The 18966-nt window shown below is 69.4% G+C and carries 20 protein-coding genes and 2 tRNA genes; 15 read left to right on the top strand and 7 right to left on the bottom strand.

Translation table 11 applies throughout. From position 1 onward, the window contains the following. Positions 1-20 precede the first annotated feature (20 nt). From KAK07_RS13945 to miaB, 5 genes are all read left to right on the top strand, one after another. Positions 21-872 (top strand): transketolase, encoded by an 852-nt coding sequence (locus tag KAK07_RS13945; protein WP_210855762.1) that lies wholly within the window; start codon positions 21-23, stop codon positions 870-872. Continuing rightward, positions 869-1876 carry a transketolase family protein gene (locus KAK07_RS13950; RefSeq protein ID WP_210855764.1) on the top strand — a complete coding sequence of 336 codons (1008 nt, stop codon included), beginning with the start codon at positions 869-871 and terminating at the stop codon, positions 1874-1876. The genes KAK07_RS13945 and KAK07_RS13950 overlap by 4 nt, the downstream gene beginning before the upstream one ends. 60 nt (positions 1877-1936) lie before the next feature. Next, positions 1937-2013 (top strand) — tRNA-Met (locus KAK07_RS13955). Between the two features lie 66 nt (positions 2014-2079). Next, positions 2080-2463 (top strand): hypothetical protein, encoded by a 384-nt coding sequence (locus tag KAK07_RS13960; RefSeq protein WP_210855766.1) that lies wholly within the window; start codon positions 2080-2082, stop codon positions 2461-2463. Further along, positions 2460-3803 carry a tRNA (N6-isopentenyl adenosine(37)-C2)-methylthiotransferase MiaB gene (miaB, locus tag KAK07_RS13965; protein WP_210855768.1) on the top strand — a complete coding sequence of 448 codons (1344 nt, stop codon included), beginning with the start codon at positions 2460-2462 and terminating at the stop codon, positions 3801-3803. Before KAK07_RS13960 ends, miaB begins: the two co-directional genes overlap by 4 nt. Here miaB and KAK07_RS13970 read toward each other — a convergent pair. Then, on the bottom strand, positions 3793-4071 hold the full coding sequence (locus KAK07_RS13970; protein ID WP_210855770.1) for a hypothetical protein: 279 nt from the start codon (positions 4069-4071) through the stop codon (positions 3793-3795). The genes miaB and KAK07_RS13970 overlap by 11 nt on opposite strands. A gap of 123 nt (positions 4072-4194) precedes the next feature. Here KAK07_RS13970 and hemA point away from each other — a divergent pair, with 123 nt between their 5' ends. From hemA to KAK07_RS14000, 6 genes are all read left to right on the top strand, one after another. Further along, on the top strand, positions 4195-5496 hold the full coding sequence (hemA, locus tag KAK07_RS13975) for a glutamyl-tRNA reductase (protein WP_210855772.1): 1302 nt from the start codon (positions 4195-4197) through the stop codon (positions 5494-5496). A 66-nt stretch (positions 5497-5562) separates the two neighbouring features. Then, positions 5563-6645, top strand: coding sequence for a peptide chain release factor 1 (prfA, locus tag KAK07_RS13980; RefSeq protein WP_210861431.1), 1083 nt, complete (start codon positions 5563-5565; stop codon positions 6643-6645). After that, a complete protein-coding gene (gene prmC / locus KAK07_RS13985; protein ID WP_210855775.1) occupies positions 6642-7475 on the top strand; it encodes a peptide chain release factor N(5)-glutamine methyltransferase in 834 nt (277 codons plus the stop codon). The genes prfA and prmC overlap by 4 nt, the downstream gene beginning before the upstream one ends. A gap of 106 nt (positions 7476-7581) precedes the next feature. After that, positions 7582-8145, top strand: coding sequence for a hypothetical protein (locus KAK07_RS13990; protein ID WP_210855777.1), 564 nt, complete (start codon positions 7582-7584; stop codon positions 8143-8145). A 137-nt stretch (positions 8146-8282) separates the two neighbouring features. Next, positions 8283-8594, top strand: coding sequence for a Grx4 family monothiol glutaredoxin (gene grxD, locus KAK07_RS13995; protein WP_210855779.1), 312 nt, complete (start codon positions 8283-8285; stop codon positions 8592-8594). 4 nt (positions 8595-8598) lie between these two features. Further along, entirely contained in the window at positions 8599-9180 is a 582-nt protein-coding gene (locus KAK07_RS14000) for a UbiX family flavin prenyltransferase (protein WP_210855781.1), read from the top strand. Here the strand turns inward: KAK07_RS14000 and KAK07_RS14005 are convergent, their stop codons facing one another. Further along, positions 9181-9810 (bottom strand): lytic transglycosylase domain-containing protein, encoded by a 630-nt coding sequence (locus KAK07_RS14005; protein WP_210855783.1) that lies wholly within the window; start codon positions 9808-9810, stop codon positions 9181-9183. Continuing rightward, positions 9807-11552, bottom strand: a complete 1746-nt coding sequence (locus tag KAK07_RS14010; protein WP_210855785.1) for a proline--tRNA ligase — start codon at positions 11550-11552, stop codon at positions 9807-9809. The genes KAK07_RS14005 and KAK07_RS14010 overlap by 4 nt, the downstream gene beginning before the upstream one ends. A gap of 100 nt (positions 11553-11652) precedes the next feature. On the opposite strand from KAK07_RS14010, the gene KAK07_RS14015 reads away from it, so the two are divergent. Beyond that, positions 11653-12249, top strand: a complete 597-nt coding sequence (locus KAK07_RS14015; RefSeq protein ID WP_210855787.1) for an RNA pyrophosphohydrolase — start codon at positions 11653-11655, stop codon at positions 12247-12249. A 175-nt stretch (positions 12250-12424) separates the two neighbouring features. Here KAK07_RS14015 and proB read toward each other — a convergent pair whose 3' ends face one another. The 4 genes from proB to rplU all read right to left on the bottom strand — a co-directional run bounded on the left by proB (position 12425) and on the right by rplU (position 15614). Then, positions 12425-13546 (bottom strand): glutamate 5-kinase, encoded by a 1122-nt coding sequence (gene proB / locus KAK07_RS14020; protein WP_210855789.1) that lies wholly within the window; start codon positions 13544-13546, stop codon positions 12425-12427. A gap of 7 nt (positions 13547-13553) precedes the next feature. Continuing rightward, a complete protein-coding gene (cgtA, locus tag KAK07_RS25350; RefSeq protein WP_247661241.1) occupies positions 13554-14912 on the bottom strand; it encodes an Obg family GTPase CgtA in 1359 nt (452 codons plus the stop codon). A gap of 106 nt (positions 14913-15018) precedes the next feature. Continuing rightward, positions 15019-15276 carry a 50S ribosomal protein L27 gene (gene rpmA / locus KAK07_RS14035; RefSeq protein WP_210800428.1) on the bottom strand — a complete coding sequence of 86 codons (258 nt, stop codon included), beginning with the start codon at positions 15274-15276 and terminating at the stop codon, positions 15019-15021. 26 nt (positions 15277-15302) lie between these two features. Continuing rightward, positions 15303-15614, bottom strand: a complete 312-nt coding sequence (gene rplU, locus KAK07_RS14040; RefSeq protein WP_210800427.1) for a 50S ribosomal protein L21 — start codon at positions 15612-15614, stop codon at positions 15303-15305. 337 nt (positions 15615-15951) lie between these two features. Between rplU and ispB the strand changes: the two genes are divergently transcribed. The 3 genes from ispB (at position 15952) to pilB (ending at position 18941) form a co-directional block, all read left to right on the top strand. Continuing rightward, positions 15952-16893, top strand: coding sequence for an octaprenyl diphosphate synthase (gene ispB / locus KAK07_RS14045; RefSeq protein ID WP_210861497.1), 942 nt, complete (start codon positions 15952-15954; stop codon positions 16891-16893). 24 nt (positions 16894-16917) lie between these two features. Then, positions 16918-16994, top strand: a tRNA-Pro gene (locus tag KAK07_RS14050). 228 nt (positions 16995-17222) lie between these two features. Then, positions 17223-18941 carry a type IV-A pilus assembly ATPase PilB gene (gene pilB, locus KAK07_RS14055; protein WP_210861433.1) on the top strand — a complete coding sequence of 573 codons (1719 nt, stop codon included), beginning with the start codon at positions 17223-17225 and terminating at the stop codon, positions 18939-18941. Positions 18942-18966: the final 25 nt, after the last annotated feature.

The raw sequence follows: 18966 nt of genomic DNA on the forward strand, positions 1-18966 counted from the left end.
CTCCCCGAAAGGACTTCCCCATGGACCACGATCTGAAAGACCTGGCTCAGGCCGCCTGGCGCATCCGCCGCTACGCGCTGCGCATGGGCGAGGTGCAAGGCCAGGGCTACATCGGCCAGGCGCTGGGCTGGGCCGACGTGCTGGCGGTGGCCTACCGCCACGCGCTGAACCTGCGTCCCGATGAGCCCACCTGGGAGGGCCGCGATCGCTTCCTGCTGTCGCACGGCCATTACGCGATCGCCCACTACGCGGCGCTGATCGAGGCCGGTGTGATCCCCGAGAGCGAGCTCGAGACCTACGGCAGCGACGACAGCCGCCTGCCCATGTCGGGCATGGCCACCTACACGCCGGGCATGGAAATCTCGGGCGGCTCGCTGGGCCAGGGCCTGGTGATCGGCGTGGGCATGGCGCTGGGCCTGAAACAGAAGAAGAACCCGGCCTTCGTCTACAACAGCATGAGCGACGGTGAACTGGACGAAGGCTCAACCTGGGAAGCCGCGATGTCGGCCGCCCACCACCGCCTGGACAACCTGATCTGCCTGGTCGACATCAACAACCAGCAGGCCGATGGCCCCTCGAGCCAGGTGCTGGGCTTCGAGCCGCTGGCCGACAAGTGGGCCGCCTTTGGCTGGCATGTGCAGCGCGTGCAGGGCAATGACCTGGCGGCGGTGCGCGATGCCTTTGACACCGCCCGCGCACTGACCGCCGCCCAGCCGCGCGTGATCCTGTTCAACACGCTGATGGGCAAGGGTGTGCCCTTACTGGAGCAGCGCGAGAAGAACCACTTCATCCGCGTGGACCCGCCCGAATGGCAGCAGGCGCTGCAGATCCTCGATCAATCGCTTCAGAACCCGCAAGGAGCCCTGGCATGAACGCCCCCGTCGCAGAGAAGAAGCGCCTGACCACCTCGGCGATGATCGCCTCGATCGCCTCCGAGGGGCAGCGCGTGCAGGCCGCGCCTTTCGGCAAGGCGCTGGTCGAGTACGCCGCCACCCACGCCGAGGTGGTGGGCCTGACCGCCGACCTGGCCAAGTACACCGACCTGCACCTGTTCGCCCAGGCCTACCCCGAGCGATTCCACCAGATGGGCATGGCCGAGCAGTTGCTGCTGGGCGCCGCCGGCGGCATGGCCAAGGAGGGCCTGGTGCCCTTTGCCACCACCTATGCGGTGTTCGGGACCCGGCGCGCCTATGACTTCATCCACCAGGTGATTGCCGAGGAGCACCTCAACGTCAAGATCTGCTGCGCCCTGCCCGGTCTGACCACCGGCTACGGCCCCAGCCACCAGGCCACCGAGGACCTGGCGATGATGCGCGGCGTGCCGGGCCTGACCATTGTCGATCCCTGCGATGCCCTGGACATCACCCAGGCCGTGCCGCAGATTGCCGCCCACCCCGGACCGGTCTACATGCGTCTGCTGCGTGGTCAGGTGCCCCTGGTGCTGGACGAGATCGAGGGCTACCGCTTCGAGTTGGGCCAGGCCAAGATGCTGCGCGAGGGGGCCGACGTGCTGGTGATTTCCAGCGGCATCATGACCATGCGCGCGCTGGAGGTGGCCGCCGACCTGGCCCAGGACCGGTTGGGCGTGGCGGTGCTGCACTGCCCGACGATCAAGCCGCTGGATGAGGCCACCATTGTCCAGGCCGTGGGCCAGGCACCCCGCCTGGTGGTGGTTGCCGAGAACCACTCGGTGATCGGCGGCCTGGGCGAGGCGGTGGCCAGCGCGCTGCTGCGCCACGGCGTGACGCCGGCCCGCTTCCGCCTGGCCGGTTTGCCCGATGCCTTCCTGGACGCCGGCGCCCTGCCCACGCTGCACGACCGCTACGGCATCAGCCGCGAGGCCTTGGGGCGGCGCATCAAGGGCTGGCTGGGCTGAACACGCGCGCGCGGGCGGCTTGGCAACCCAGAAAAACATGCGCTATACTGATGGGCTCTTGGCGCTTTAGCTCAGTCGGTTAGAGCGACGGAATCATAATCCGCAGGTCCGGGGTTCGAGTCCCTGAAGCGCCACCAGAATCCCGGCCCGAAGTGTTCACACTTCGGGCCGTTTTGTTTTGACCCAGCCTCTGGATCCACACCATGCTCCGCTCGGTCTCTGTTCTTCTTGCGGCCACGCTGGTCGCTGCTGCACCGGCCCTGGCCCAGGTGCAGCGCCTCTTTCCCTACCAGGCCCTGCGTGGCGAGATCGCGTTCGACGCGCCGCCTACGGTGCGCCTGAACGGCCAGACCACCCAGCTGGCGCCCGGCGCGCACATCCGCGACGCACAGAACATGGGCATCGTCTTCGGCGCGCTGGAAGGCACCAAGGCCGTGGTGAACTACACCGTCGACCAGCTGGGTCAGCCCAAGGAGATCTGGGTGCTGACCGCCGACGAGGCCGCGCGCAAGCCCTGGCCCCGCACCGACGCCGAACGCCAGGCCTGGCAGTTCGACTACGTGGCCCAGACCTGGACCCGGCCATGAGCGGCAAGAAGGTCTACATCCGCACCTTCGGGTGCCAGATGAACGAGTACGACTCGGACAAGATGTCCGACGTGCTGCGCGCCGCCGAAGGCTACGAGCCCACCGACAACGTCGAGGAAGCCGACCTGGTGCTGTTCAACACCTGCTCGGTGCGCGAGAAGGCCGCCGAAAAGGTCTTCTCCGACCTGGGCCGCGTCAAGCACCTCAAGAGCAAGGGCGTGCTGATCGGCGTGGGCGGTTGCGTGGCCAGCCAGGAGGGCGCGGCCATCGTCGAGCGCGCCCCCTACGTGGACATCGTCTTCGGTCCGCAGACCCTGCACCGCCTGCCGCAGATGATCGCCGAGCGCCAGCGTGCGAAGCGCCCGCAGGTGGACATCAGCTTCCCCGAGATCGAGAAGTTCGACCACCTGCCCCCGGCCAAGGTGGACGGCGCCAGCGCCTTCGTCTCGATCATGGAAGGCTGCTCGAAGTACTGCACCTACTGCGTCGTGCCCTACACCCGCGGCGACGAGGTCTCGCGCCCCTTTGACGACGTGCTCACCGAGATCGCCGGCCTGGCCGCCCAGGGCGTCAAGGAGGTGACGCTGCTGGGTCAGAACGTCAATGCCTACCGCGGCCGGATGGGCGACACCGCCGAGCTGGCCGACTTCGCGCTGCTGCTGGAATACGTGGCCGAGATCCCCGGCATCGCCCGCATCCGCTACACCACCAGCCACCCCAACGAGTTCAGCCAGCGCCTGATCGACGTCTATGCCCGCGTGCCGCAGCTGGTGAACCACCTGCACCTGCCGGTGCAGCACGGCAGCGACCGCATCCTGATGGCGATGAAGCGCGGCTACACCGCGCTCGAATACAAGAGCACGATCCGCAAACTCAAGGCCATCCGCCCCGACATCAGCCTGTCCACCGACTTCATCGTCGGCTTCCCGGGCGAGACCGACGAGGACTTCGCCAAGCTGATGAAGCTGGTCGACGACGTCGGCTTCGATGCGTCCTTCAGCTTCATCTACAGCCCGCGTCCCGGCACGCCGGCGGCCGCGCTGGCCGACGACACGCCGCATGCGGTGAAGCTGGCGCGGCTGCAGACCCTGCAGGCGCGGCTGGAAGACAACGTGCGGGCGATCAGCGCCGCCCGGGTGGGCACGGTGCAGCGCATCCTGGTCGAAGGTCCGTCGCGCAAGGACCCGAACGAGCTGATGGGGCGCACCGAGTGCAACCGGATCGTCAACTTCGCCGGCCCGGCGCGGCTGGTGGGCCAGATGATCGACGTCAGCATCACCAGCGCGCTGCCGCACTCGCTGCGCGGTGCGGTGGTGGTGGGCGAGTCGGTCAGCGCCTGATCACAAAGCCCCGCCACCACAGCGCCAGCGCGGTGGCCGCCACCAGCAGGCCATAGGTGGCCATGCGGCCGTCGCGGCCGAAGACCACCAGCCCGGCCAAAAGCACCACCAGCCCGGCGCCGACGCTCCAGGCCAGCAGCGCGCGCCATGCGGCGCCGGCCAGTTCGCGGCGAAACAGTCCCTTGGCCAGCACGGTGGTCAGCAGGCCCACGCCCAGCGCCGGGGCGGCAAAATTCAGCAAATGCCAGAGCGCGTCCAGCGGTCCCATGGTGAATACGAGGTGGTGAAGGTGCTGTCCATGCGGTTCAAATCTTGATTCCCATCAAGTCAGACCACATTGACACACCTGATGTCATTCGAGCTTCAGCTGGGGATTTTATAATCCGGGACCATGAGTGTCTTTGCGCTCGGCCTGAACCATCACACCGCCCCGCTGGATATCCGCGGCCGGTTCGCGTTCGCGCCTGAGCAGCTGACCCCCGCGCTGCAGGCGCTGCGTCACCAGTTGCTGCGCGCGGTGCCTGAAGCGGCCATCCTGTCCACCTGCAACCGCACCGAGCTGTACGTGGCGGCCGGCCAGGGCCGGGCCGCCGAGATCGTGCGCCCCACCATCGAGTGGCTGGCCTCGCAGGGCGGCATCAGCGGCAGCCAGCTGGTCGACCACACCTATGTGCTCGAGAACAGGGACGCGGCGCGCCACGCCTTCCGCGTCGCCTCGGGTCTGGATTCAATGGTGCTGGGCGAGCCGCAGATCCTGGGCCAGATGAAGCAGGCGGTGCGCGGCGCCGACGAGGCCGGCACGCTGGGCACCACGCTGCACCAGCTGTTCCAGCGCAGCTTCTCGGTGGCCAAGGAGGTACGCACCAGCACCGAGATCGGCGCCCACTCCATCAGCATGGCCGCCGCCACGGTGCGCCTGGCCGCCCAGCTCTTCGAGGACCTGCGCGAGAGCCAGGTGCTGTTCGTCGGCGCCGGCGAGATGATCGAGCTGGTCGCCACCCACTTCGCCGCCCGCGAGCCCAAGGCCATGGCCGTGGCCAACCGCACGCTGGAGCGCGGCGAGAAGCTGGCCAGCCGCTTCGGCGCGCAGGCGCTGCGCCTGGCCGACCTGACCACCCGGCTGCACGAGTTCGACATCGTCGTTTCCTGCACCGCCTCCACGCTGCCGATCATCGGCCTGGGTGCGGTCGAGCGGGCGCTGAAGGCGCGCCGCCGCCGCCCGATGTTCATGGTCGACCTGGCGGTGCCGCGCGACATCGAACCTGAAGTCTCGCGCCTCTCGGACATCTACCTCTACACCGTGGACGACCTCACCGAGGTGGTCAAGACCGCCGGCGAGAAGCGCCAGGCCGCGGTGGAGCAGGCCGAGGCCATCATCGACGCCGGCGTGCAGAGCTTCGCCCACTGGCTGGACCAGCGCGCCAGCGTGCCCCTGATCCAGGCCCTGAACCGCCAGGCCGACGACTGGCGCGCCACCGAGATCGCCCGCGCCCGCAAGCTGCTGGCCAAGGGCAATGACCTGGACACCGTGCTGGAAGCGCTCAGCCGCGGCCTGACCCAGAAGATGCTGCACGGCGCGCTGGCCGAACTGCACGCGTCCGAGGGCGAGCAGCGCCACCAGACGGCCGAGGTGCTCTCGCGCCTGTTCCTGCGCACCACCACGCGCAACCCGGCCGACGAATCCGGCCGTTAGCGGCGCGCCCCTGAGCGCCGCCCGGGTGGCCTGCCGCCGCCCGCCCCTGTCCCACCGGATACACCCATGAAAGACCCGCTGCGCCAGCAGCTTGACCGCCTCGCGATGCGCCTGGCCGAGCTGGACGCCAACCTGGCCGACCCCGCCGTGGTGGCCGACATGGGCCGCTACCGCCAGCTCGCCCGCGAGCAGGCCGAGGCGGCCGAGGTCACCGGCCTGTGGCGCGCCTTCCAGCAGCGCGAGCGTGACCTGGCCGCCGCCCGCGAGATGCAGGTCGAGCCCGAGTTCGCCGAGATGGCCGCCGACGAGATCGCCAGCGCCCAAGCCGACCTGGCGCGGCTGGACGCCCAGCTGCAGACCGCGCTGCTGCCGCGCGACCCGGACGATGCGCGCAACGCCTTCGTCGAGATCCGCGCCGGCACCGGCGGCGAGGAATCCGCGCTGTTCGCCGCCGACCTGGCCCGCATGTACCTGCGCCACGCCGAGACCCAGGGCTGGCGCTGCGAGGTGATGAGCGAGAACGCCTCTGACCTGGGCGGCTACAAGGAAATCGTCATCCGCGTCGAGGGCGACGGCGTCTACGGCCGGCTGCGCTTCGAGTCCGGCGGCCACCGCGTGCAGCGGGTGCCCGCCACCGAGGCCCAGGGCCGCATCCACACCAGCGCCTGCACCGTGGCGGTGATGCCCGAACCCGACGAGGCCGCCGAGGTCACGCTCAACCCGGCCGAGCTGCGCATCGACACCTTCCGCGCCAGCGGCGCCGGCGGACAGCACATCAACAAGACCGACTCGGCGATCCGCGTCACCCACCTGCCCACCGGCTTGGTGGCCGAGTGCCAGGACGACCGCAGCCAGCACCGCAACAAGGCCAAGGCCCTGGCCGTGCTGCAGGCCCGGCTGCGCGACAAGGAGGCGCAGGAGCGCGCCGCCGCCGAGGCCGCCACGCGCAAGGCGCTGGTCGGCTCGGGCGACCGCAGTGACCGCATCCGCACCTACAACTTCCCCCAGGGTCGGGTGACCGACCACCGCATCAACCTGACGCTGTACAAGCTGGGCGCGGTGATCGACGGCGACCTGGGCGAGCTGATCGGCGCGCTGCAGGCCGCCCGCGCGCAGCAGCAGCTGGCAGCGCTGGAGACCGGCCAGTGAGCACCACCGTGGCCCAGGCGCTGCAGGACGCGCGCACGGCCGGTCTGGACCGGGTGGACGCCTTCGTGCTGCTGGGCGCGCTGCTGCAACGCAAGCGCGGCTGGCTGATCGCCCACGACGAGGCGCGGCTCGACACCGCCCAGGCCGCGCGCTGGGCCGACTGGTGCCGCCGCCGCGCCGCCGGCGAGCCGGTGGCCTACCTGTTGGGCGAGCGCGAGTTCCACGGCCTGCGGCTGGCGGTGTCACCGGCGGTGCTCATCCCGCGGCCCGACACCGAGGTCCTGGTCGACTGGGCGCTGGAGCGCCTGGCCGCCACAGCGCTGCCCGCGCCGCGGGTGCTGGACCTGGGCACCGGCAGCGGCGCGATCGCACTGGCCGTGAAGCACCGGCATCCGGCGGTGCGGCTCACCGCGGTCGATGCCAGCGCCGCCGCGCTGACCCAGGCCCGGGCCAACGGCGATCAGCTCGGCCTGGACGTGGACTGGCGCCTGGGTGACTGGTGGCAGGGCCTGGCGGGCCAGCGCTTCGACCTGGTGCTGTCCAACCCGCCCTATATCGCCCAGGACGACCCGCACCTGCAGGCGCTGGCGCACGAACCGCTGTCGGCGCTGGCCTCGGGCGCCGACGGGCTGGACGACATCCGGTGTCTGCTGGCCGGCGCCCCGGACCATCTGGCGCCGGGCGCCTGGCTGCTGCTGGAGCACGGCTGGGACCAGGCGCCGACGGTGCGCGCGTTGCTGTCCCACCACGGGTTCACCGAGGTGCAGTCGCGGCAGGACCTCGCCGGTCATGCGCGCTGCAGCGGCGGCCGCTGGCCGGCTACAGACTGACACCGACGCTCACGTCGATGCACGCAACAGCAATGTCTCCTGTGCGTTTTTCCGCGCACGCGCTGAACTCATCGGAGTAGCATGGGTCAGACCAAGGAGGTGTCCCATGCGTGCGAACCGCTCCATCACGGTCTGTCTGGCGGCCCTGGCCGCGCTGTCGTCGGCCCAGGCGGCGCCTGTGGGTGACGGTCTGCAACTGACCGAGCCCAGCAGCTGGACCTCCTGGCAAACCCACCTGTCCATCGTCACGGTGTCGCCGCCGGTGCCGGCCAGCCTGGTCAACACGCCGGTGCTGGGCGCGGCGCGTGTCTCCTCCGACCTGTTCTTCGACCTGGGCCGCCTGGGCGACGGGGGCGGTCTGCGCGCCACCGGCGCACTGCTGCTGGGTTCGCGCAGCCTGGCCCTGGGCGCCGCCAGCACCACCACGTTGTGGCGCAGCGTGGGCCTGCCGGACAACCCGGCGGACTCGGCCGCCACGCCCTATGTCGGCGTGGGCTACAGCGCCTGGTGGACGCGCGCTGGCGTGGGCCTGAGCGCCGACCTGGGCCTGATGGCGCAGCGCCCCGGCCAGGGCCTGCGCGCACTGACCGGCGGCTCCGGCCTGGACAACACGGTGCGGGCCATGCAGCTCTCGCCGGTGTTCCAACTGAACCTGTCCTACGCCTTCTGAGCCCCTCAAGCGCAGGCGCGCACAGCGGCGGGTCTCAGACCGTCCGGGCGCAGCCGCGTGAAGCCTTGCCACCGCCGCGGGCTCGGCGGATGTCGGACAATCCAGGGATTGCTCCAACTCCCCCGAAAGGCTCCCGCATGAGCGACGTCCAGCAGCGCATCGACCAGATCGTCAAGGGCCACAAGGTGGTCCTGTTCATGAAGGGCACGGCCCAGTTCCCGATGTGCGGCTTCTCGGGCCGTGCGGTCCAGGTGCTGAAGGCCTGTGGCGTGAACCAGCTCCACACCGTCAACGTCCTCGAGGACGAGGAGATCCGCCAGGGCATCAAGGAATACGCCAACTGGCCGACCATCCCGCAGCTCTACATCAACGGCGAGTTCGTCGGCGGCTCGGACATCATGATGGAGATGTACCAGGCGGGCGAGTTGCAGCAGGCCCTGGCCGCCTGATCCCATGAGTGAGCGCGCCGGCCGCCCGGCCCGGGTGATCGTCGGCCTGACCGGCGCATCCGGGGCCGTCTATGGCGTGCGGCTGCTGCAACGCCTGAAGGCCCTGGGGGCGCAGACCCATCTGGTGTGCACGCCGGCCGGTCTGCTCAATGTCCACCATGAGCTGGGTCTGGACCGCGAGGCGCTGTCGGCGCTGGCGCACCAGAGCCATGGCATCGGCGAGGTGGGGGCCTGCATCGCCAGCGGCAGCTTCGCCGTTGATGCCATGGTCATCGCGCCCTGCACGATGAAGACGCTGGCCGCGGTGGCGCATGGCTTCGGCGACAACCTGCTGACCCGCGCCGCCGATGTCACGTTGAAGGAGCGCCGCCGACTGGTGCTGATGGTGCGCGAAACGCCCTTCAACCTGGCCCACCTGCGCAACATGACCGCCGTCACCGAGATGGGCGGCATCATCTTCCCGCCGCTGCCGGCCTTCTACCACCGGCCCGCCAGCATCGATGAGCTGGTGGACGACACGGTGGAGCGGGCGATCGAGCTGCTGGCGCTGGACCTGGCCGCGCCCAGGCGCTGGGCCGGGCTCTGATCAGGCCGGCAGCAGCCACTGGCGGCGTGCCGCCATCACCATGTCCGGGTACTCGGCGCGGCCGCGGCTGCCGTTGTAGCGGCCCAGCGCGAAGAACAGGTCGCCCTGCTCGCGCTCCAGGTAGTGGCGCAGGATCACGCAGCCAAAGCGCAGGTTGACCTGCATATGGAAGAGCTTGGCCACGTCGCCGTCGCCGATCAGCCGCGCCCAGAAGGGCATCACCTGGGTGTAGCCGCGCGCGCCCGCGACGCTGACCGCGTACTTGCGAAAACCGCTCTCCACCTGCACCAGGCCCAGCATCAGCGCCGGCTCCAGCGCCGCGCGCTTGCTCTCGTACCAGAGGGTGTCCAGGAAATCGGAGCGTGTCTGGAACTCGGCGATGCGGCGCTTCAGGCGGTCGGCGGCCTGGCCCTTCCAGCGCAGGTAGGCCAGCCGGTCCTCGATGCGGCTGAACTGCGGCGAGGGCGGCGCCGGGTTGGCGATCGCGGCCGACAGCGCGGTGCGCACCGAATCGGCCAGCGGCTCCTCGGCCTGTCGGCCGGCGCGGGCCGGGCTGCTCCAGCCCGCCAGCAGCGCCGGAGCGGCCAGCAGCGCGCGGCGCGTGAGCCCGGCCGCGTGCGGGCCCGTCATGCGCCCAGCCGCGCCTTCACCGCCGCCGCCACCTCGGCCAGCGCCAGCTTGCTGGCCTCGGCCTCGCGCCGGCCCTGCACCTCGACCAGGCCCTCCTTCAGGCCACGGTCAGACAGCACCACGCGCTGCGGCACGCCGATCAGTTCCCAGTCGGCGAACATCGCGCCGGGGCGCTCGCCGCGGTCGTCCAGGATGGCGTCCACGCCCAGCGCCAGCAGCTCGGCATGCAGCGCATCGGCCGCCGCCTTGACCTCGGCCGAGCGGTCGTAGCCGATCGGGCAGATCGCCACCTGGAAAGGGGCGATGCTGGCCGGCCAGATGATGCCGCGGGCGTCGTGGTTCTGCTCGATGGCGGCGCCCAGGATGCGCGTGACGCCAATGCCATAGCAGCCCATTTCCATCAGCGCCGGCTTGCCGGTCTCGTCCAGGAAGGTGGCGTTCATCGCCTTGGAGTACTTGGTGCCCAGGTAGAACACATGGCCGACCTCGATGCCGCGTTCGATCGCCAGCACGCCCTTCCCGTCGGGCGAGGGGTCGCCCTCGACGACGTTGCGGATGTCGGCCACCAGGTCGGGCTCGGGCAGGTCGCGGCCCCAGTTGGCACCGGTGTAGTGGTGGTCCCAGGCGTTGGCGCCACAGACGAAGTCGCTCATCTGCGCGACCGTGCGGTCGGCCACGATCTTCACCGGCTGGAGCAGGCCGATCGGACCCAGGTAGCCCGGCTTGCAGCCGAAATGCGCCTCGATCTCGGGCACGGTGGCGAAGCGGAAGCCGTTCTTCAGACCATCGAGCTTGCCGACCTTGACCTCGTTCATGTCGTGGTCGCCACGCACCAGCAGCAGCCAGACAGTGGTCTTGACCACCACGCCGCGCTCATCCAGCTCATCGGTGGCCAGCACCAGGCTCTTGACGGTCTGCTTCAGGTCCAGACCCAGCAGCGCGGCCACGTCGGCGCAGGTGCTCTTGCCGGGCGTGGGCGTCTTCACCAGCGCCTGGGTGGCGGGGCCGCGCGGCGTGGCGGGCGCCACCGCCTCGGCCAGCTCGATGTTGGCCGCGTAGTCGCTGGTGGGGCAGTAGATGATCGCGTCCTCGCCGGTCTGGGCGATGACCTGGAACTCGTGGCTGAGGTCGCCACCGATCGCGCCAGTGTCGGCGGCCACCGCGCGGTAGGTCAGGCCGAAGCGATCGAAGATGCGCTTGTAGGCGGCGAACATCTGCTCGTAGCTCTTCGCGGCGCCGGCCGCGTCGCGGTCGAAGGAGTAGGCGTCCTTCATCGTGAACTCGCGGCCGCGCATGATGCCGAAGCGCGGCCGGCGCTCGTCACGGAACTTGGTCTGGATGTGGTAGAAATTTTTCGGCAGCTGCTTGTAGCTGCGCAGCTCCTGGCGGGCGATGTCGGTCACCACCTCTTCGCTGGTGGGCTGGATGATGAAGTCGCGGTCGTGCCGGTCCTTCACCCGCATCAGCTCGGGGCCCATCTTGTCGAAGCGGCCGGTCTCCTGCCACAGCTCGGCCGGCTGCACCACCGGCATCAGCAGTTCCACCGCGCCGGCGCGGTTCATCTCGTCGCGGATGATGGCCTCGACCTTGCGGATCACCCGCAGGCCCATCGGCATGTAGTTGTAGATGCCGGCGCCCAGGCGCTTGATCATGCCGGCACGCATCATCAGCTGGTGGCTGACGACCTCGGCGTCGGCGGGGGCTTCCTTGAGCGTGGAGATGAAGAACTGGGAGGCTTTCATGGGCGTCGGCGCAATGACCGGCCCCTCGGGAAAGCGAGAACCTGTGCCCGCGCGGCCGCCAGTGCTATATTGATTTCAATTCAAGAATTGGGGTTCGATTATGCTCGACCGGGAAGGCTACAGGCCCAACGTCGGCATCATCCTGCTCAACGCCCGCAACCAGGTGTTCTGGGGCAAGCGCCTGCGCACCCACTCCTGGCAGTTCCCGCAAGGGGGCATCAAGTATGGCGAGTCGCCTGAGCAGGCGATGTTCCGCGAGCTGCACGAGGAAGTGGGCTTGCTGCCTGAGCACGTGCAGATCCTGGCGCGCACCCGCGACTGGCTGCGCTACAACGTGCCCGACCACTTCATCCGCAAGGATGCACGCGGCCACTACAAGGGCCAGAAGCAGATCTGGTTCCTGCTGCGCCTGATGGGCCGCGACAGCGACATGAACCTGCGCGCCACCGACCACCCCGAGTTCGACGCCTGGCGCTGGAACGAGTACTGGGTGCCGCTGGACGTGGTGATCGAGTTCAAGCGCGACGTCTACCAGATGGCGCTGACCGAACTGGCCCGCTACCTGCCACGCGTGAACCACCACAACCGCTACCTGCGCGGCGGCATGCGCCACCAGGGCCAGCGCCCCCGCGCCGAGAACGAGCCCGAGCTGCCGCCGGGCGCCACGCTGGAGCCGCCGCCGGAGCAGGCGGCCTGAGCCGCGCTCGGTTGTGGCTGCGGCCCGGCCCTGCGGGCCTTCACGTCTGCTCCGCAGACATGAGCCTGCGCCGCAACCCTGGCCGCGCCGCGCTGGGTTGTGGCTGCGGCCCGGCCCTGCGGGCCTTCACGTCCGCTGCGCGGACATGAGCCTGCGCCGCAACCTGGTCCTGGCCTCAGGCCAGGACCAGGTTGTCCCGGTGGATCAGTTCCGGTTCGTTGGCAAAGCCCAGCAGTCCCTCGATCTGTGAGGAAGGTTTGCGGGCGATGAGGCGGGCCTCGGTGCTGGCGTAGTTCGACAGCCCGCGGGCGATCTCGGCGCCGGCGGCGTTGCGCACGGCGATGACGTCGCCGCGGTGGAATTCGCCCTCCACCTCGACCACGCCGATCGGCAGCAGGCTCTTGCCTTCCTCGCGCAGCTTGATGACGGCGCCATCGTCCACCCGCACCGCGCCGCGCAACTGCAGGTGATCGGCCATCCACTGCTTGCGCGCCGCCAGCTTGGGTGTGCCGGCCAGCAGCGCGGTGCCGATCGGCTCGCCAGCAGCCAGGCGCAGCAGCGCGTCGGGCTCGCGGCCCCAGGCGATCACGGTGCTGGCGCCGCTGCCGGCGGCGCGCTTGGCGGCCAGGATCTTGGTGATCATCCCGCCGGTGCCCACGCGCGAGCCGGCGCCGCCGGCCATCTGCTCGAGCGCCGGGTCGCCGGCCTGGGCGACGTCGACAAAGCGGGCGTCGGGGTTGCTGCGCGGGTCGGCGGTGTACAGGCCGCGCTGGTCGGTCAGGATCACCAGCGCGTCGGCCTCGACCAGGTTGGCCACCAGCGCGCCGAGGGTGTCGTTGTCGCCGAACTTGATCTCGTCGTTGACGACGGTGTCGTTCTCGTTGATGACCGGGATGACCTTCAGGCCCAGCAGCGTCAGCAGCGTCGAGCGGGCGTTCAGGTAGCGCTCACGGTCGGCCAGGTCGGCGTGGGTGAGCAGCACCTGGGCGCTGCCCATGCCATGCTCGCTGAGCAGGCGCTCGTACATCTGCACCAGGCCCATCTGGCCCACTGCGGCCGCGGCCTGCAGCTCATGCAGTTCCTTGGGCCGGGTGCGCCAGCCCAGGCGCTTCATGCCCTCGGCGATCGCGCCGGAGGAGACCATCACCACCTCACGGCCCTGGTGGGCCAGCGCGGCGAGCTGGCGGCACCAGTTGCCGATGGCCTCGGCATCGACGCCCTTGCCCTCGTTGGTGACCAGGCTGGAGCCGACCTTGACGACGATGCGCCGGGCGTTCTTCAGGGGACCTTCGCTCATCGGCGCATCACTCGTCGGTCGGAGGATCGAAGCGGGGATCGCGCTCGGGCGCGGGAATGACCTTCTCGGTCTTGCCACGGCCCTTGGGACCGGGCTTGGTCAGGCTGCCACCCGTGCGCACGCCGGCAGTGACCTTGCGGGTGCGCTGGGCGGGGCTGGGCGCGTCGTCATCGCGCGTGGCAAAGCGCGGGTCCGGCGCCTCGACGATCTTCTGCTGGTCCTTGGCCACCTCGTCCCAGATCGCGTGGATCAGCGGCTGCAGGCCGTCGCGGGTCAGTGCCGAGATCTGGAACACCGGCCCCTTCCACTTGAAGCGCTTGACGAAGTCCTTGACCTTGGCGGCGCGCTCGGCCTCGGGGACCATGTCGAGCTTGTTGAGCACCAGCCAGCGCGGCTTGGACATCAGCGGCACGCCATGGTGCGGCAGCGGGGCGGGCTCGTCGGCCTCGACGGCGTCCTCGGGCAGCGCCTCGTCAGCCTCGTCCCAGTCCTCGTCGTCCGGATCAGGCATCGGCGCCTGGGCGCGGCGGCGCGGGCGCTTCGGACCTTCCTCGTCGTACTTGCGCAGTTCCTCGACGATGGCCTTGGCCTGGGCCACCGGATCCACCGCATCGTCGAAGGGCGCCATGTCCACCACGTGCAGCAGCAGCCGGGTGCGCTGCAGGTGGCGCAGGAACAGGTGGCCCAGGCCGGCGCCTTCCGAAGCGCCCTCGATCAGGCCGGGGATGTCGGCGATGACGAAGCTCTTCTCGGGCCCCACCCGCACCACACCCAGGTTGGGGTGCAGCGTGGTGAAGGGGTAGTCGGCGATCTTCGGGCGGGCGTTGGACACGCCGGCGATCAGCGTGGACTTGCCGGCGTTGGGCATGCCCAGCAGGCCCACGTCGGCCAGCACACGCAGCTCGAGCTTCAGGTTGAAGCGCTCGCCCGGCCAGCCCGGCGTGGACTGGCGCGGCGCGCGGTTGGTGCTGCTCTTGTAGTGCAGGTTGCCGAAGCCGCCGTCGCCGCCCTTGGCCAGCAGCACCGGCACGTCGGGCTCGATCAGCTCGGCCAGCACCTGGCCGGTGGCGGTGTCGGTGATGATCGTGCCCACCGGCATGCGCAGCACCACGTCCTGGGCGGCGGCGCCGAAGCAGTCGGCGCCGCGGCCGGATTCGCCGTTCTTCGCCTCATGGCGGCGGGCGTAGCGGTAGTCGATCAGCGTATTGAGGTTGCGGTCGGCCACGGCATAGACGCTGCCGCCCTTGCCGCCGTCGCCGCCGTCCGGGCCGCCGAAGGGAATGAACTTCTCGCGCCGGAAGCTCACGCAGCCGGCGCCGCCGTTGCCGGCGGCGATATCGATGGTGGCTTCGTCGACGAATTTCATGGTGGATGCAGATGGTACCGGGCGGCGCCTGGGGCGGGCCCGAAAACGACGAAGCCCCGGCGAGCCGGGGCTTGGCAGCGGCCGCCCGAAGGCGGCGGGGGGCTGCTTACAGCGGGGTGACGCTGACGGTGTGGCGGTTGCGCTCGCCCTTGACGGCGAACGACACGGTGCCATCGACCAGCGCGAACAGCGTGTGGTCACGGCCCATGCCGACATTGGTGCCGGCGTGGAACTTGGTGCCGCGCTGGCGCACGATGATGGAACCGGCCGAGATGGCCTGGCCACCGTAGGCCTTCACGCCGAGCATCTTCGGCTGGGAGTCACGGCCGTTCCGGGTGGAACCGCCGCCTTTTTTCTGTGCCATGGTTCAGTGCTCCTGGATGATGCCGATCAGGCGGTGATGCCGGTGATCGACAGCTCGGTGAAGTTCTGGCGGTGACCGCCGTGCTTCTGGTAGTGCTTGCGGCGACGCATCTTGAAGATGCGGACCTTGTCATGACGACCGTGCGCCACGACGGTGGCCTTCACGCTGGCACCGCTCACCAGAGGAGCACCGACCGTCAGATCCGCGCCGTTGCCCACGGCCAGCACCTGATCGATCACCACTTCCTGGCCAACGTCCGCAGCAATCTGTTCTACCTTGATCTTCTCGCCGACGGCAACTTTGTATTGCTTGCCACCGGTTTTTACGACCGCGTACATAAGGACCCTTTGCAAAATGCCCGCTGAAACCTTTGCGCACCGCTCACCGCGCCAGCACAAACCGCGCCCTGCGCCACAAGCAGTTTCCAACGTTCTTGCGGATTCACCCGAACCATTCGGGCGAAGCCGGGCATTCTAGCACGTCAGGCCATCGCGTGCCAGAGCCCCTGCGGGGATCCGCCGGGCGGCGGCTGCGCCACGCCCTGCGGCTGCCTCCGCGCGTTCCTATAATCTGCGACTTTTGTCTCGCCGACGCCGTACCGTGACCGCCAGCCCCCCGTTGCCCGACACCGACGCCCGCGCGGCCAACGCCTCGGCGTCCGCCCCGGCCGACCCGATGGCCGCGGCCATGGCGCGCGTGGACGAGGTGATCCGCCAGCGCCTGTCGTCGGACGTGGCGCTGATCGAGCAGATCTCGCACTACATCATCGGCGCCGGCGGCAAGCGCATCCGGCCGCGCCTGGTGCTGCTGTTCGCCCAGGGCCTGGGTTACGAAGGGCCGCAGGCCGACGAGCTGGCGGCGACGGTGGAGTTCATCCACACCGCCACGCTGCTGCACGATGACGTGGTCGACGAGTCCTCGCTGCGCCGCGGCCGCCAGACCGCCAACGCGATGTTCGGCAACGCCGCCAGCGTGCTGGTGGGCGACTTCCTGTACTCGCGCGCCTTCCAGATGATGGTCTCGGTCAACCGCATGCGGGTGCTGGAGGTGCTGGCCGACGCCACCAACGTGATCGCCGAGGGCGAGGTGCTGCAGCTGATGAACATGCACGACCCCGACACCACGGTCGAGGACTACCTGCGCGTCATCCGCTTCAAGACCGCCAAGCTCTTCGAGGCCAGCGCCCGCTTGGGCGCGGTGGTGGCCGACGCCGATCCGACCATCGAGGAAGCCTGCGCCGATTACGGCCGCGCGCTGGGCACCGCCTTCCAGCTGGTCGACGACCTGCTTGATTACGAGGGCGACCGCGAGGCGCTGGGCAAGAACGTCGGCGACGATCTGCGCGAGGGCAAGCCCACGCTGCCGCTGCTGTTCGCGATGGACCACGGCACCGACGAGCAGCGCCAGCTGATCCGCCACGCCATCGAGCACGGCGAGGTCGAGCGCCTGCCGGAGATCATCGCCATCGTGCGCGCCACCGGCGCGATCGAGGCCACCCGCCAGGCCGCCCGCGACGAGGCCGAACGGGCCCGCGCCTGCTTGTCGGCCCTGCCGGCGTCAGAAGCGAAAATTTTTCTGCTAGAATTAGCGGCTCGATCGGTTGAGCGCTCTTCCTGAGCCGCACCAAGACCAGTTCGACATCGGGGTGTAGCTTAGCCTGGTAGAGCGCTACGTTCGGGACGTAGAGGCCGGAGGTTCGAATCCTCTCACCCCGACCAGGATCTTCTTCGAAGCCTCGGCCCCCGCCGGGGCTTCGTCGTTTTCGGGGCTTCGTCGTTTCTGCCCCACCCTGGACCCCGGGGCGGCGGGCAAAAGGCATGCCGGGGCGCCGCCTGTGGCGGCAGCGGTCACGGACCGCGGTACGATCAAGCGTTTGCAAGCCCGGCTGGGCCTTGCCGTGTATCCCATGGCGCGGCCCGGCACCTCTTTCCAGCAGCCCAGCGTCCGTGGACACCATCGCCGAAGCCCCGTCCCCAGCCCTTTCGGGCGTTGCCCGCGTGCTGGTGCACGGCGGCAAGCTGTCGGCCAAGGCGGCCGAGGACCTGGTGCTCGCGGCGCGGGAGAAGCGGCAGAGTTTCGTCGAGGCCCTGGTCAGCTCGGGCGCGATGTCGGCCCAGGCCCTGGCCCATTCGCTGTCGTCGGCGCTGTCGGTGCCGCTGCTCGATCTGGACGCGGTGGACATCCAGCGCCTGCCGGCCAACCTGATCGACGCCAAGCTGGTCACCCAGTACAAGGTGCTGCCGCTGGGGCGCCGCGCCAGCCGGCTGTTCCTGGCCTGCTCCGACCCCACCGACCAGGAGGCCGGCGAGCGCATCAAGTTCGCCACCCAGCTGACGCCCGAGTGGGTGCTGGTCGAGCATGACAAGCTGGCGCGCATCGTCGATGCGCAGTCGGCCAGTGCGTCCCAGGTCATCGAGAGCATGGCCGGCGGCGACTTCGATTTCGAGGTCAACGACGAAGAGCCGCAGCAGGCCAGCAACCAGGAGGTGGTGGCCGAGGTCGAGGACGCGCCGGTCGTGCGCTTCCTGCAGAAGATGCTGATCGACGCGATCAACATGCGCGCCTCCGACCTGCACTTCGAGCCCTACGAGTACAACTACCGGGTGCGCTTCCGCATCGATGGCGAGCTGCGCGAGATCACCCAGCCGCCGATCGCGATCAAGGACAAGCTGGCCTCGCGCATCAAGGTCATCTCGCGGCTGGACATCGCCGAGAAGCGGGTGCCGCAGGACGGTCGCATGAAGCTGCGCTTCGGCAACCGCTCGATCGATTTCCGCGTCAGCACCCTGCCCACGCTGTTCGGCGAGAAGATCGTGATCCGTATCCTCGACTCGTCCAGCGCCAAGCTGGGCATCGAGGCGCTGGGCTATGAGCCCGACGAGAAAAGCCGGCTGCTCGAGGCGATCAAGCGCCCCTACGGCATGGTGCTGGTCACCGGCCCCACCGACTCGGGCAAGACGGTGTCGCTCTACACCTGCCTGAACCTGCTGAACCAGCCGGGCGTCAACATCTCCACCGTGGAAGACCCGGCCGAAATCAACCTGCCGGGCATCAACCAGGTCAACGTCAACGACAAGGCCGGGCTGAACTTCGCCACCGCGCTGAAGGCCTTCCTGCGCCAGGATCCGGACATCATCATGGTTGGCGAAATCCGCGACCTGGAGACCGCCGACATCGCGATCAAGGCCGCCCAGACCGGCCACCTGGTGCTGTCCACGCTGCACACCAACGACGCCCCGTCCACGCTGACCCGACTGCTCAACATGGGCGTCGCGCCGTTCAACATCGCCGCCAGCGTGCTGCTGATCACCGCGCAGCGCCTGGTGCGCCGCCTGTGCGAGAACTGCAAGGTGCCGGCCGAATATCCACGCGACGCCATGCTCGACGCCGGCTTCACCGACGCCGACCTGGAAGGCGGCTGGCGCCCCTACCGCGCGGTGGGCTGCAGCAGCTGCAACAACGGCTACCGCGGCCGGGTGGGCATCTACCAGGCGATGCCGATCTCCGATGAGATCCAGCAGCTGATCCTGAACCAGGGCTCGTCCACCGACCTGGCCAACCAGGCCCGCCGCGAGGGCGTGCGCGACCTGCGCCAATCAGGCCTGGTCAAGGTGAAGCTGGGCGTCACGACCCTCGAGGAAGTGATCGCCTCGACCAACGAATAATCCGACCGACATACGAGACCGCCGG

Origin of the sequence: Ideonella alba (assembly GCF_018069875.1) — a bacterium.
GTDB lineage: Bacteria > Pseudomonadota > Gammaproteobacteria > Burkholderiales > Burkholderiaceae_C > Ideonella > Ideonella alba.

Coding starts and splice junctions, on each gene's coding strand:
- KAK07_RS13945 (WP_210855762.1), top strand. CDS start 21: ATGGACCACGATCTGAAAGACCTGGCTCAGGCCGCCTGGCGCATCCGC.
- KAK07_RS13950 (WP_210855764.1), top strand. CDS start 869: ATGAACGCCCCCGTCGCAGAGAAGAAGCGCCTGACCACCTCGGCGATG.
- KAK07_RS13960 (WP_210855766.1), top strand. CDS start 2,080: ATGCTCCGCTCGGTCTCTGTTCTTCTTGCGGCCACGCTGGTCGCTGCT.
- miaB (WP_210855768.1), top strand. CDS start 2,460: ATGAGCGGCAAGAAGGTCTACATCCGCACCTTCGGGTGCCAGATGAAC.
- KAK07_RS13970 (WP_210855770.1), bottom strand. CDS start 4,071: ATGGGACCGCTGGACGCGCTCTGGCATTTGCTGAATTTTGCCGCCCCG.
- hemA (WP_210855772.1), top strand. CDS start 4,195: ATGAGTGTCTTTGCGCTCGGCCTGAACCATCACACCGCCCCGCTGGAT.
- prfA (WP_210861431.1), top strand. CDS start 5,563: ATGAAAGACCCGCTGCGCCAGCAGCTTGACCGCCTCGCGATGCGCCTG.
- KAK07_RS13990 (WP_210855777.1), top strand. CDS start 7,582: ATGCGTGCGAACCGCTCCATCACGGTCTGTCTGGCGGCCCTGGCCGCG.
- grxD (WP_210855779.1), top strand. CDS start 8,283: ATGAGCGACGTCCAGCAGCGCATCGACCAGATCGTCAAGGGCCACAAG.
- KAK07_RS14000 (WP_210855781.1), top strand. CDS start 8,599: ATGAGTGAGCGCGCCGGCCGCCCGGCCCGGGTGATCGTCGGCCTGACC.
- KAK07_RS14005 (WP_210855783.1), bottom strand. CDS start 9,810: ATGACGGGCCCGCACGCGGCCGGGCTCACGCGCCGCGCGCTGCTGGCC.
- KAK07_RS14010 (WP_210855785.1), bottom strand. CDS start 11,552: ATGAAAGCCTCCCAGTTCTTCATCTCCACGCTCAAGGAAGCCCCCGCC.
- KAK07_RS14015 (WP_210855787.1), top strand. CDS start 11,653: ATGCTCGACCGGGAAGGCTACAGGCCCAACGTCGGCATCATCCTGCTC.
- proB (WP_210855789.1), bottom strand. CDS start 13,546: ATGAGCGAAGGTCCCCTGAAGAACGCCCGGCGCATCGTCGTCAAGGTC.
- cgtA (WP_247661241.1), bottom strand. CDS start 14,912: ATGAAATTCGTCGACGAAGCCACCATCGATATCGCCGCCGGCAACGGC.
- rpmA (WP_210800428.1), bottom strand. CDS start 15,276: ATGGCACAGAAAAAAGGCGGCGGTTCCACCCGGAACGGCCGTGACTCC.
- rplU (WP_210800427.1), bottom strand. CDS start 15,614: ATGTACGCGGTCGTAAAAACCGGTGGCAAGCAATACAAAGTTGCCGTC.
- ispB (WP_210861497.1), top strand. CDS start 15,952: ATGGCCGCGGCCATGGCGCGCGTGGACGAGGTGATCCGCCAGCGCCTG.